Below are 12,038 nucleotides of genomic sequence, written 5' to 3' on the forward strand. Positions count from 1 at the left end.
CTCGAAGTGTCCGAATTCAGTGTTGTGCGGACGAGCCGAGGCAACCAGCTGGGATTCGCAGGGTCCACCGTAAGAGATTCTTTCCTAACAAAACCCTCACGGGGGCCTCGAGCTAATTGCGTCGCAGCACTTTCCACGCTTCCGAGGCTTCCAGTCGTGCCCGGTTCCGGCGGTTCGCCACAGCACCTCGATATGGTCCGCGGCTTCCTCAACCACCGAGCCGATGCATCAGCTCGATGCGGACACCACCCGTGGACAACATTGACATCACATCTAAAAGCGTTGCAGCCCAGCCGGTGTCGTCCGCACGGCAGACGGCGGTGACGACGCCCGACAGCTCGGCGGTTCCGTCATCCTCGCGCCGAAACAGCCGCGGCCACCACCGTGGCGACGACGCGGCCCGCTCGACGAGTACCGCCTTCGGAGGATCGTCGATCGACGGATCCGAGTCTGTCGTGCGGCGGGTATCCGGGTCCATCAACTCCCGCACGACGGTCCGGATCAATTGCTCTGTGGCCGTCGCGGCTTCGGCGTCGGGCTCCTCGCTGTATTCGAGATGGAACGGCTGCACCCGATGCTCTATCGGTCCCCGGCCGCGGTAGCGCCCGGTGATCAGATTCCGCACGAACATCCATGCGCCCTGCGCGACGTCGACGATAACGGAACCCATTCCCTCGAACGTCCCACTGAGTATCGCGAAGATCAACGCCCAGCCGATCAGGTGCTTGACGTCCATTGGGCCCGTCATCCACCTGTCGATTCGATACGGTACTGGGCCACGCCGACGCTGAAGGCCGCGGCGAACCGATCGATGCCAACCCGGCACAGGGAGTCGACTCTCCACTCGACCGGGAGTGCGGCAAGCCGGTCGCCGGATGGATCTCGTCGAGACCACGCCCATCACCGATCCGGTGACCACGCAGATTCCGGTCCTGCTCGATACGCGACCGCATTCGAAGGTTTCGGGTTAGCGCCGTGGTCATTTCCCGCTCCGTTGTGACCGGCGGGCCAGATGTCGGTATCGTCGCCGCCGATGAGTAGTTCGACCGCAGTTGATGAGCCGAAGTCGCTGGACCGCCGTTTCGGGCGGGTGATGTGGCTGGTTCCGGCGTTGCTGGCGGGCTTCACCGCACTGTGTTTGACCCGGCCGCTGTGGCCGTTCACGCGGATAACCGGCGGGTTCATCGATTTGCAGGTGTATCGGATCGGGATCGATACGCTGCGGCACGGTGGTGATCTGTACGGGCAGTTGCCGCAGACGACCATCGGGATCGGGCTGCCCTTCATCTATCCGCCGTTCGCGGCGTTGATTCTGTCGCCGTTCGCGCTGCTGCCGTGGGATGCGGCGGCGTTCGGGTTCTTCGTGACCTCGGTGGCGGCGCTGGCGTTGTCGCTGTATCTGGTGGCGCGGCGGGTGTGGGCAGGCGAGGACCGGGTTCGGCTGGCGCTGTTCGCGGGCGCGTGCGCTACGCCGCCGGCGTTGCTGTTGGAGCCGGTGCGGTCGACGCTCGATTTCGGGCAGGTCAATCTGCTGTTGATGGCGTTGGTGGTGGCCGACTGTTTGACGGAGAAGCCGAAGTGGAAGCGGGGGATGCTGGTCGGTATCGCCGCCGCGGTGAAGCTGACCCCGGCCGCGTTCGTGCTTTACTTCCTGATTCGCCGTGACTATCGGGCGGCGGCGACCGCTGCGATCACCACCGCGACGGCGACGCTGATCGCGTTTCCGGTGCTGCCGAAATCGTCGATGGAGTACTGGTTCGGCGGGCTCGGCAATGTGTCGGGGTTGAGCGGTTCGGCCTTCCATACCAATCAGTCGATCCAGGCGGTGCTGGCGCGGTACGAGATTCACAAGCCGTTGTTCACGGTGCTGTGGTTGGCGCTCGGGGCACTCGTGCTGGCGCTGGTGGTGGCCGCCATGCGGCAGGCGATGGATTTCCCGCCGTTGGCCTTGGCGCTCAACGCTGTCTTCACGCTGCTGGTGTCGCCGATCTCGTGGTCCCATCACTGGGTTTGGATCGCCCCCGCACTGCTCGCCATGGTCGGCTACGCGGTGCGGTTGCCGTGGAGTAGTGCGGTCGGCTGGTATGTGGTCACCGCGTGCACCGCGGCCGTCTTCGTGTACGGGCCGCCGAATTGGGTTCCCGGTGGCGATGGTCGCGAGATGTCTTGGACCCCTTGGGAACAGGTCTTCGGCAACTCCTATGTCTGGTTGAGCGTGCTGCTGGTGGCGCTGTACCTGGTCACCGCACGCCGCCGCGCCACCCCGGTGCCCGTCGCTTCCGGGATGGCCCTGAACAACTCGTAGTCCGCTGATATCGGCGGCGCGCTGGGCGCTTTCACGCCGGAACGTCGTCCGTGCCTTCGAGTATCGCGAGGCGGATCGCACCGAGCACGAGGGCGCGGTGCGGGAGGTGCAGGTCGCCCGGGGTGGGTTCGCAGGCCCACCGCCAGCCGAGGGTGTCGTCGGAGCGCGGGAGCATGACCCGGGAGCCGGGTTGGGGGAGGGTGACGCCGTGGTGGCCGAGGCGGCGCTGAAGTGGTTGGGGGACAGCGTGATGCGGGGTGGGGCGGGCGGTGAGAAAGGTCCAGTGCCGGTTGCGGGGGTCGACCACGGCCGGGGTGGGCTGGGAGAGGTAGGCGAGGCGGGCGCGGACCTGTTCGCCGAGGGTGCGGGGTACGACGATCGCCTCCAGATCCGGCCCGGTGGTGAGGTATAGCCGATCGGCGAACAGTTTCACGGGTAGCCCGTATCGCGCCCGCAGCAGGTGGGCGGATTCGTGTGGGGAGCAACAGGATTCGAACATCGGGACCTCCGGGCTACAGTGCGGAAATCATTGTGCGCCTTGACCGTCACCGCTGTGGTGACGAGCTGATGGCATTCCGATGACCGCTTGTGAACCCATCCTTCCCGGCCCGCCCCGAGCCCTGTGAGAGGGTTCGCCGCCACCCCGCACCCCGTTACGCGATGGCACGCACGCCGCGCCGAAATCCGATCGCATGTCGGACCTTGTCCATCTCCGCCTTCGGGACCGCGCCCACCAGACTCACCCCTCGGCAGCGGTGACCACCGGTCCCCGGCCCGATCGTTCGGGGCCGTAACGGAGACCGGTGCACACTGTGTCCGGACTATCTGTCTCGTGGATCACGCGCCCGGTTCGCCGTAGGCGGCCGCGATCTCCTTGGAGCCGCTCCAGCGGCTGTAGGTGGGGGATTGCGGCCAGCCGTCGGGGGAGTCCTGCCACTGCTCCTGGCGGCCGTACGGCAGCAGATCGATGAGTGCGAACGAGTGGCTGAGTTGTTCGGTGCCGCGGCCGGTGGTGTGCCAGGTGCGGTAGACGGTGTCACCGTCGCGGAGGAAGACATTGACGGCGAAGCCGCCGCCGGGCGGTGCGCCGACATCGGCGCCGAACGGGCTGTTCGCGGTCGAATACCAGTCCATCTTGTTGCCGACCCGGCGCTTGTAGGCCAGCGCCTCGTCGATGGGTCCCTGGGTGACGATGACGAAGCGCGCGTCGTAGTTGTCCAGGAATTCCAATCGGGTGAATTGCGAGGTGAATCCGGTGCAGCCGCCGCACTGCCACTCCTCGCCCTCGAACCACATGTGGTGGTAGACGATGAGTTGCGGTTTGCCGTCGAAGAGATCGACCAGCCGGACCGGACCCTGTGCGCCTTCGAGGGTGTAGTCGGGCATTTCGACCATCGGCAGGCGTCGGCGCTGGGCGGCGATGGCATCGAGTTCGCGGGTCGCGGCCTTCTCCCGAACGCGCAGCGCGTCGAGTTCACGCCGCCAGGTTTCGGTGTCGACGACGGGTGGCAGTGCGGAATTGCTCATGGGATCCTCCCTGAACGTGCTCACAGAGTGCGTGCTGTAGGTGTAGACCCCGCGGAGCGCGCGAACTCATCGGTCAACCGAAGCGCAGTATCGAGAGCGTTCCGGCGATCAGGCAGCGCGAAGACCCAATGATTCGCACGAAGTGTCCGATCTTGCACGCTATCGGGCGGTCAGTCTCCACAGCGAGGTGACCTCGGCGGAACGCGCCGCGTGCAGCGGATCCTCGGTCGCGGTGGCCCGCCGATGCCGCGGCATGGTGTCGAGCCGGTCGGCCACCCGCAGTCCCGCCGCCTCGATCAGGGCGAGAAGATCCGCGCGCGTACGCAATTCGAGCAGTTCGGCCAGATCGGAGATGATCAACCAGCCCTCGCCGCCGGGTTCCAGGTGTGCGGGCAGATCGGTGAGGAAGTCCCGCAACATGGCGCTGTCCGGGTCGTACACCCCGCGCTCCAGATCCGATGTCGGACGCGCGGGCAGCCACGGCGGATTGCAGACGATCAGATCGGCGCGGCCCGGCGGATAGAGCGCGGGTCCGACCACCTGGATCCGATCGGACAGCGCGAGATCCTCGACGGTCGCGCGGGCGCAGACCAATGCCCGGGGACTGGCGTCGGTCGCCACGATCCGCTCGACACCGCGCCGCGCGAGGACCGCGGCCAGCACCCCGGTCCCGGTGCCCAAATCGAAGGCGGTCCGAATCCGCTGGGGGAGTGGCGCTTTCGCGACCAGATCGATGTATTCACCCCGGACGGGCGAGAACACCCCGTAGTGCGGATGAATCCGCGCGTCGAGGCTGGAGATCGGCACACCCCGCTCCCGCCACTGCCGCGCGCCGAGCACGCCGAGCAGTTCGGTCAGCGCCACCACGGTGGCCCCGGTCGAAGGGCCGTACGCCTCCTGACAAGCCTGCCGGACATCCGGAGCCCGGCGCAGCTCGAGGGTGTAGTCCTGTTCGAGAACGACCAGCACGCGTCCCAGCACCCGGGCGCGATGACTGCGAATCCCGCGCTGCTGCCGGAACAGTCCGGCCGGATCGGCCACGGGGGCAGGGGTTTTGCGGTCCAATCGGCGCTCGAGCGCGGCGAGCAGCTGCCGGGCGTTGTGGTAGTCACCGCGCCACAGCAGGGCGGTGCCCTCGCAGCAGTGCCGGTAGGCGGTATCGGCCTTCATCTCGTCATCGGCGACCAGCACCCGCGCGGGCGCGGGCGCGCCGTTCTCCGAGTGCCGCCGCGCGGTGATCTCGATCTGGTTCTCGGCCCAGGAAATGGTGGTCACGGCGCTCTCTCCTCGTCGCGAAACGTGCGGGGTGCGAGAGAGCGCTGGCTAGCGAATTTCGCTGATGAACGGCGCCGCCGGGGCGCCGATACCCATCCGTCGAACCTAGCACGGTTTCACGTCCCGCTCCGGGAGACCCTCGCCACGTAATTGCATTTTCTGAAAAATTGCAGATTCTGCTAAATTTGCGCCATGCCCTCAGCGCAGGAGGAATCCGCCCTCGGTTGGCGGGAGGAGAAGAAGCGTCGTACCCGACTCGAACTCTGCATGGCCGCAAGGCGATTGGCGGTCGAGCAGGGGATCGACGCGATGAATGTCGACGATGTGGCCAAGGCGGCGGGGGTTTCCGCCCGCACCTTCTTCAACTATTACGAGACCAAGATGGACGCCGTGGTCGGCCCGGCCGGTGAGATCGGGACGCCCGAGGCCCGGCGGGATTTCATCGCCGGTGGTCCCGGCGGCGTGCTCATCGACGACCTCGTCGCGCTGTACGCCTCCCTGTACGAGCCGGAAGAGCAAGCACGCGAGGGCATTTCCTTGGTCACCCAACTCATCACCGCCGAACCCCGGGTGCTGGCGGGCTTCATCGCCGCGGGCATGCGACATGAGGCCGCACTGGCCGAACTGCTCTCCGCGCGCCTGGGCGAGCAGGTCGATCCCGAATTCGCCTCGCTCGCCGCGGGCATCATGTCCGCCCTCACCACCCGGGCCGCCATGTGCCTGGCCGCCGATCCGAACCGCTCCCTGACCGCCGCATTGCGCGATCAGTCAGTCCTGGCCGCAAGGCTTTTCGATAGTTCCGATGACAGGAGAAACCGATGACCTCGACGGCTGACGCGCCGCCGACCCCGATCGTCCTCACCCAGAAGCGCATCTGGCTCATCTTCTCCGCGCTCATCGCGGGAATGTTCCTGGCCAGCCTGGATCAGACCATTGTGGGCACCGCCATGCCGACCATTGTCGGCGATCTCGGCGGTGTCTCCCAAATGGCGTGGACCGCAACGTCCTACCTGCTGGCGACCACCATCGTGATGCCCGTCTACGGCAAGTTCGGTGATCTGTTCGGCCGCCGCTGGCTGTTCCTGTTCGCCATCGCCGTCTTCACCGCGGCCTCCATCGGCGCGGCCGCCTCGACCGGTTTCTGGGAGTTCGTGACCTTCCGCGGCCTGCAGGGCGTCGGCGGCGGCGGTCTGATGATCCTGGCCCAGGCCATCATCGCCGATGTGGTGCCCGCCAAGGATCGCGGTAAGTACATGGCTCCCATGGGTGCGATCTTCGGTATCACCTCGGTGGCCGGACCGCTGCTCGGCGGCTTCTTCGCCGATGGCCCGGGCTGGCGCTGGTGCTTCTGGCTGAATGTGCCGATCGGGCTCGCGGCGCTGGTCATCGCCTTCCGCTACCTGTCGATTCCGAGTCATCGGCCCAAGACCAAACCGGATTACCCGGGCGTGGTGCTGATGTCCTCGGCGACCGCGCTGCTGATTCTGATCACCGACTGGGGCGGGAAGCAGTACGCGTGGGGTTCGGCGGTGATCATCACGATGATCGTGGCGCTGGTGCTCGCCGTGGCCGCCTTCATCATGGTGGAATCGCGGGCGCAGGAGCCGATGCTGCCGCTGTGGTTGTTCCGCAATCGCACCTTCGTGCTGACCTCGGCGATCGGTTTGATCGTCGGCCTGGTCATGTTCGCCGCGCTGGGCTTCCTGCCGACCTACCTGCAGATGGCCACCGGCGCCTCGGCCGCGGTCTCGGGTCTGCTGCTGATCCCGATGATGGTCGGCATGATGGCCACCCTGATCACCTCGATGGGCGCGATCACCAAAACCGGTCGCTACCGCATGTATCCGCCGCTGGGCGCGCTGGTCATCGTCGCCAGCATGCTGTGGCTGACGACATTGAAGGCCGACACCCCCATGTGGGTGATCGGCGGGATGCTCTTCACCATCGGCGCGGGTCTGGGCCTGATCATGCAGATCATCGTGCTGGTGGTGCAGAACGCGGTGTCACCCGAGCAGATCGGCACCGCGACCAGCGCCAACAACTATTTCCGTGAGATGGGTGGCGCGATCGGCGTCGCGGTCTTCGGTTCGATCTTCACGCACCGGCTGACCGAGGGCCTCACCGATGCCTTCCACGCGCACGGTGCGGAGGCGATGGGCAGTGGTCTGGATCCGAGCAATCTGGTGCCGACGGTGGTCAAGCACCTGCCCGCCGGACTGCACGACGCGATCGTCGATGCCTATGTGCACGCGCTGGTTCCGGGATTCTGGTATCTGATTCCGGGCGCGATCCTGGCCTTCGTGCTCGCGCTGTTCATCCCGCAACTGACGCTCTCGGATGAGGCCGGAATGGTGGCACGCGGCGAGGCGATCATGGAAGAAGATGTGCCGCAGCAGGATTCGGAGCCGATCGGCTCTCGCTGAGCGCGGTATTCCGCGCAGCGCGGCCCCCGATCGTCTCGGTGATCGGGGGCCGTGCGCACGGTGCTCGCTACCCGCCCGCGCGGCGGCGGAAGGTGCGCTTACCGCCGGCCTGGGCATGTGTGCCGTGGATCTTGGCATTGTTCTGAGCGGTTCCGCCGTTTCCGGCGTGGCCGTTCTTGCGTTCGAGCGCTTCGCGGAACTTGCGCTTGGTCGCCTCGGTCGGCGACTCGTTGACATCGCCCTCGGGGTGTTCGGTGGGGGCTTCCTGTTCATCGGCCATGGGGTAAGCCTGCCATGACCGGACCCACACGGATGTCTGCGGATCGAGTACACCCGTGCCGGGCGTACTGCGAACGCAGTAGTCGCAACGGCCTTCACCTGCACGATGCCGACTACAGCGCCCGCGAACGAGCATGGGCGCATGGCGAAATTCCTGTACCGGGTGGGTCGATTCGCGTTCGAGAAGCGACGGCTCGTCGTAGTCCTCTGGCTGGGCATCATGGCCGCGCTGGTGGCCGGGGCGGCGACCGCGCCGACCGCGCCGCCGGACACCTTCTCGATTCCCGGGACCGAATCCCAGCAGGCGTTCGATCTGCTGGCCGACCGGTTCCCGGGCACCAAATCTGATGGGGCGCAGGCCCGTATCGTCTTCGCCGCCCCGGACGGTCAGCAGATCGGTTCGGATGCCAACAGGGCGGCGGTCGAGCGGCTCGTCGCCGAGGTCGCGGGCGGCGCGCAGGTGAAGGGCGTGCTCGATCCGTTCCAGACCGGTGCGGTCAGCAAGAGCGGGAGCACCGCCTACGCGACCGTGAATTACGATGTGACACCGAATGATCTGACCGATGCGACCAAGACCGCGCTCAAAGACGCCATCGAGCACGGTAAGACCGCGGGCGTCACGGTGGAGGTCGGCGGTTCCGCGCTCATGCCCAAACCGGAGATGGGCGGTGCGACCGAGGCCATCGGCATCGCCATCGCCGCGGTGGTGCTGATGATCACCTTCGGCGCGTTCGCCGCCGCCGGACTGCCGCTGCTCACCGCGCTGATCGGCATCGGGGTCGGTATAGCCGCCATTGTGGCGATCGGAATGTCCACGACCACAACGACTCTCGCCATGATGCTGGGACTCGCGGTGGGCATCGACTACGCGCTGTTCATCGTCTCGCGGTACCGCACCGAACGCGCGGAGGGGTACAGCCCCGAGGAAGCCGCGGGTCGCGCGGTCGGAACCGCCGGTTCCGCGGTGGTCTTCGCGGGCCTGACCGTCGTCATCGCCCTGGCCGGGTTGGCCGTGGTCGGTATTCCGGCGCTCACCAAGATGGGCCTGGCCGCCGCGGGGACCGTCGCCGTCGCCGTCACCATCGCGCTGACCCTGCTGCCCGCACTCCTGGGCTTCTTCCAGCGCGCGGTCATGCCGAAGGCGTTCCGCAAGTCCTCGGCTGCCAAGGCCGACGGCACCGTGGTGGCCACCGAGGGGCCCGACGAGAAGGACCGGATGGGCACCCGCTGGGCACGGTTCGTGGTCCGCCGCCCGGTGGCGGTACTGCTGATCGGCCTGGTCGGCATGGGTGCGCTCGCCCTGCCCATGACCGGTCTCGAACTCGGTATGCCCGGTGACGAGGCGCAGCCGACCTCGACCACCCAGCGACGCGCCTACGACGCCCTGGCCGCCGGATTCGGCCCCGGCTTCAACGGTCCGCTCACCGTGGCGGTCGACGTCAAGGGCGTCGCGGATCCCAAGGTCGCGGTCGAACAGGCGAGCCGAATCCTTTCCGGGACAAAGGGTGTGGTCTCGGTGTCGCCCGCCATGTTCAATCAGGCCGGTGATGCCGCCATGCTGAACGTGGTGCCCGCCACCGGTCCCTCGACCACCGAGACCAAGGACCTGGTTCACCAATTGCGCGGTGAGGCAGCCGATCTGAAGTCGGCGACCGGGGCGACCATGCTGGTCACCGGTGCGACCGCGATGAATATCGATGTCTCGCAGAAGATGTCCGATGCCCTGCTGCCGTACCTGGCGGTGGTGGTCGGGCTGGCGATCCTGCTGTTGATGGTCGTCTTCCGCTCCATCGCGGTGCCGATCAAGGCGGCGCTGGGCTTCCTGCTCTCGGTGGGCGCGGCCTTCGGTGTGATCGTCGCGGTGTTCCAGTGGGGCTGGCTGGCCGAGCTCATCGGCGTGCATCAGACCGGGCCGGTCATGAGCATGATGCCGATCTTCCTGATCGGCGTGGTCTTCGGACTCGCCATGGACTACGAGGTCTTCCTGGTGACCCGGATGCGGGAGGCGTACGCGCACGGTGAGAGCGCCAAGGAGGCGATCGTCACCGGCTTCCGGCACAGCGGGCGGGTGGTGGTGGCCGCGGCTGCCATTATGATCGCGGTCCGTCACCGGGGTGCCGCGACCGTTGTCACCGGGTGCGGACCTGACCGCGTACCGGATCATCCAGGAGGCGCTCACCAATGTCACCAAGCACGCGGGCACCACGGCCGCGGCGGTGCGACTGGTCTACTCCCGGCTGCTGCTGACCATCAGCGTCTCCGATGAGGGCGGCGAGGTCGCCGAACGTCTTCGTGCCGAACAGGATTCGGAGAGTCAGGGCTACGGTCTGATCGGAATGAACGAACGCGCGGTCTCGGTCGGCGGCCATCTGCGCGCCGGGCGCAGGCCGGACGGCGGCTTCGAGGTCACCACGGAACTTCCGCTGGAGCCACCGAAAACCCCTGAGCCGGAGGAACAGACGCCATGGCCATTCGGGTACTGCTGGCCGATGATCAAGCCCTGCTGGCCGGAACCTTCCGGCTGCTGATCGATTCGGCCGAGGATATGGTGGTGGTCGGTATCGCCGGAAACGGCCGCGAGGCAGTCGATCTGGCGCGACAGACCGAACCGGATGTGGTGGTCATGGATATCCGTATGCCCGGGGTGGACGGTCTCACCGCCACCCAGGAGATCTGCGCCGATCCCGCTCTGCGCGACACCCGGGTGCTGATCCTGACCACCTTCGAACTGGATGAGTATGTGGCGCAGGCGCTTCGGGCCGGGGCCAGCGGTTTCCTCGGCAAGGACGTCGGCCCGGAGGAGCTGCTGCGCTCCATCCGGGCCGTGGCGGCGGGTGATGCGCTGCTCTCACCCACCGCCACCCGCACCCTGATCGCCCGCTACCTGGCCCGGCCCGAAAGCCGGATCAGCGCGGGCGAATCCCTGGCGGTGCTCACCGCCCGCGAGCGCGAGGTGGTGGCCATGGTCGCCGAGGGCCTGTCCAATGAGGAGATCGCGGAGAAGATGTATGTCAGCCCGCTGACCGTGCGCACCATGTGCAGCGCGCCATGTCCAAGGTGGGCGTGCAGAACCGCGCCCAACTCGTCGTCATCGCCTTCCAATCCGGTCTGGTCCGGGTCGAACCGCCCCGCTGAGACTCCTCACTCGAGCGGCCGGGCCAGGGGCAGATTCACGTAGCTGGATGCGCTGGGATCGAGCTGAACGTGCTGCGGCGCGGCGGTATTGAGAATACCGCCGTCGAAGAGCAGCGGCGGCACCAGAATGCCCTGGGGAAGTTGCCGGCGAAGACCTTCACGCGCAGGCGATGTCCGGGCTGGGGTACCGCGTCCACGGAGTTGATCGCCACGTCCAGGGGGTGGGTTGACCGGGGATCAGCGGCTGCCGGTCGGCGAGCAGCGGCTTGTACACGGTGCGGGTGTAATCGCCGCCGCGACCACGAGCACCGCCACGTTGGAGTCGTCTCTGACCGTGGCGGCCGAGAACAGCGATTGCGCCCGCGCCCTGCATGTGGAGTGCCTGACCGCCGGACTCGCCGTCGCACAGCAGCGATCCGCGCAGCCTGCCCGAGCTCACGCCGCTGCGGTATCAGATCACCTTGGCGCTCTTCGGAACTCCGTGCTGGGAGTCGCTCTGAATCTGCTGCCGGGCCTTCAAACCGATGCGCTTCGTGTGTATAGTTGGCAACCGCAAGTAGTTGTAGTAGCTAAGTAAATAGGCTTCATCATGAAGGACTCGATCATGGCCGTCGTTGTCCGTGATCTCGGTGTGACAACCGAACCGGATCCCGCGGATCGGCTCGGATCACTGCTGGTCCGCCTCATGCGGGCGGTCGGCAGGGTCAAGCATCGGGTGGCCAAGGACGGACTGGAACAACTCGCCTACGCGGTGCTCTTCTGCCTCGTTCACGACGGGCCGCAGCGCACCGGCAAGCTTGCCGAGCTGTTGCACGCGGAGATCTCGACCATCAGCCGCCAGACCAGAACACTGGTGGCACACGGTCTGGTCGCCCGCGGCGCCGATCCCATCGACGGCCGCGCCTGTGTGCTGACCGCGACGGCGGAGGGTGAGCGGGTCTTCGCGGAGAACCGCAGGCTGCGCAATCTGTTCCTGGCGGGTCTGCTGGCCGACTGGCCCGCGAGCGACCGGGCGACCCTGATCGAACTGCTCGAACGACTCGTGCACGATATCGAAAGAACCACCGCGCCAACCGAATCGAAATAGGTCCCGG

At 66.8% G+C, this 12,038-nt stretch carries 12 protein-coding genes and 1 pseudogene; 7 read left to right on the forward strand and 6 right to left on the reverse strand.

Annotated elements, in window-relative coordinates; all coding sequences use genetic code 11:
- Positions 1–208: 208 nt before the first annotated feature.
- Positions 209–736 carry a hypothetical protein gene (locus tag NA10_RS09995; RefSeq protein WP_067566427.1) on the reverse strand — a complete coding sequence of 176 codons (528 nt, stop codon included), beginning with the start codon at positions 734–736 and terminating at the stop codon, positions 209–211.
- Positions 737–1,033: 297 nt separating this feature from the next.
- Between NA10_RS09995 and NA10_RS10000 the strand changes: the two genes are divergently transcribed.
- Positions 1,034–2,305 (forward strand): glycosyltransferase 87 family protein, encoded by a 1,272-nt coding sequence (locus tag NA10_RS10000; protein WP_084514474.1) that lies wholly within the window; start codon positions 1,034–1,036, stop codon positions 2,303–2,305.
- Between the two features lie 31 nt (positions 2,306–2,336).
- Here NA10_RS10000 and NA10_RS10005 read toward each other — a convergent pair whose 3' ends face one another.
- The 3 genes from NA10_RS10005 to NA10_RS10015 form a co-directional block, all read right to left on the reverse strand.
- Positions 2,337–2,738: a hypothetical protein gene (locus NA10_RS10005; RefSeq protein ID WP_157556331.1), complete on the reverse strand. Its 402-nt coding sequence runs from the start codon at positions 2,736–2,738 to the stop codon at positions 2,337–2,339.
- 404 nt (positions 2,739–3,142) lie between these two features.
- Positions 3,143–3,832 (reverse strand): DUF899 domain-containing protein, encoded by a 690-nt coding sequence (locus NA10_RS10010; protein ID WP_067566575.1) that lies wholly within the window; start codon positions 3,830–3,832, stop codon positions 3,143–3,145.
- Between the two features lie 159 nt (positions 3,833–3,991).
- On the reverse strand, positions 3,992–5,107 hold the full coding sequence (locus NA10_RS10015) for a methyltransferase (RefSeq protein WP_067566441.1): 1,116 nt from the start codon (positions 5,105–5,107) through the stop codon (positions 3,992–3,994).
- Between the two features lie 192 nt (positions 5,108–5,299).
- On the opposite strand from NA10_RS10015, the gene NA10_RS10020 reads away from it, so the two are divergent.
- A complete protein-coding gene (locus tag NA10_RS10020) occupies positions 5,300–5,929 on the forward strand; it encodes a TetR/AcrR family transcriptional regulator (protein WP_084514475.1) in 630 nt (209 codons plus the stop codon).
- Positions 5,926–7,530 carry an MDR family MFS transporter gene (locus tag NA10_RS10025; protein ID WP_067566447.1) on the forward strand — a complete coding sequence of 535 codons (1,605 nt, stop codon included), beginning with the start codon at positions 5,926–5,928 and terminating at the stop codon, positions 7,528–7,530. Before NA10_RS10020 ends, NA10_RS10025 begins: the two co-directional genes overlap by 4 nt.
- Positions 7,531–7,597: 67 nt before the next feature.
- On the opposite strand, the gene NA10_RS10030 is transcribed toward NA10_RS10025, so the two are convergent.
- Entirely contained in the window at positions 7,598–7,810 is a 213-nt protein-coding gene (locus NA10_RS10030) for a DUF5302 domain-containing protein (protein ID WP_067566450.1), read from the reverse strand.
- Positions 7,811–7,951: 141 nt separating this feature from the next.
- On the opposite strand from NA10_RS10030, the gene NA10_RS10035 reads away from it, so the two are divergent.
- From NA10_RS10035 to NA10_RS10045, 3 genes and pseudogenes are all read left to right on the forward strand, one after another.
- Entirely contained in the window at positions 7,952–10,075 is a 2,124-nt protein-coding gene (locus NA10_RS10035; protein WP_084514476.1) for an MMPL family transporter, read from the forward strand.
- Positions 9,972–10,337, forward strand: a complete 366-nt coding sequence (locus tag NA10_RS10040; RefSeq protein WP_373862354.1) for an ATP-binding protein — start codon at positions 9,972–9,974, stop codon at positions 10,335–10,337. Before NA10_RS10035 ends, NA10_RS10040 begins: the two co-directional genes overlap by 104 nt.
- Positions 10,274–10,944: pseudogene (locus NA10_RS10045) on the forward strand (response regulator). The gene NA10_RS10040 and the pseudogene NA10_RS10045 overlap by 64 nt, the downstream one beginning before the upstream one ends.
- A 157-nt stretch (positions 10,945–11,101) precedes the next feature.
- Here the strand turns inward: NA10_RS10045 and NA10_RS37930 are convergent.
- Positions 11,102–11,383 carry a hypothetical protein gene (locus tag NA10_RS37930; RefSeq protein ID WP_174562493.1) on the reverse strand — a complete coding sequence of 94 codons (282 nt, stop codon included), beginning with the start codon at positions 11,381–11,383 and terminating at the stop codon, positions 11,102–11,104.
- Between the two features lie 165 nt (positions 11,384–11,548).
- On the opposite strand from NA10_RS37930, the gene NA10_RS10050 reads away from it, so the two are divergent.
- A complete protein-coding gene (locus tag NA10_RS10050) occupies positions 11,549–12,031 on the forward strand; it encodes a MarR family winged helix-turn-helix transcriptional regulator (protein ID WP_067566578.1) in 483 nt (160 codons plus the stop codon).
- Positions 12,032–12,038: the final 7 nt, after the last annotated feature.

Source organism: Nocardia acidivorans NBRC 108247, from assembly GCF_001625085.1.
In the GTDB taxonomy this organism is placed as follows: domain Bacteria; phylum Actinomycetota; class Actinomycetes; order Mycobacteriales; family Mycobacteriaceae; genus Nocardia; species Nocardia acidivorans.

Coding starts and splice junctions, on each gene's coding strand:
- NA10_RS10020 (WP_084514475.1), top strand. CDS start 5,300: ATGCCCTCAGCGCAGGAGGAATCCGCCCTCGGTTGGCGGGAGGAGAAG.
- NA10_RS10050 (WP_067566578.1), top strand. CDS start 11,549: ATGGCCGTCGTTGTCCGTGATCTCGGTGTGACAACCGAACCGGATCCC.
- NA10_RS09995 (WP_067566427.1), bottom strand. CDS start 736: ATGGACGTCAAGCACCTGATCGGCTGGGCGTTGATCTTCGCGATACTC.
- NA10_RS10000 (WP_084514474.1), top strand. CDS start 1,034: ATGAGTAGTTCGACCGCAGTTGATGAGCCGAAGTCGCTGGACCGCCGT.
- NA10_RS10025 (WP_067566447.1), top strand. CDS start 5,926: ATGACCTCGACGGCTGACGCGCCGCCGACCCCGATCGTCCTCACCCAG.
- NA10_RS10010 (WP_067566575.1), bottom strand. CDS start 3,832: ATGAGCAATTCCGCACTGCCACCCGTCGTCGACACCGAAACCTGGCGG.
- NA10_RS10030 (WP_067566450.1), bottom strand. CDS start 7,810: ATGGCCGATGAACAGGAAGCCCCCACCGAACACCCCGAGGGCGATGTC.
- NA10_RS10035 (WP_084514476.1), top strand. CDS start 7,952: ATGGCGAAATTCCTGTACCGGGTGGGTCGATTCGCGTTCGAGAAGCGA.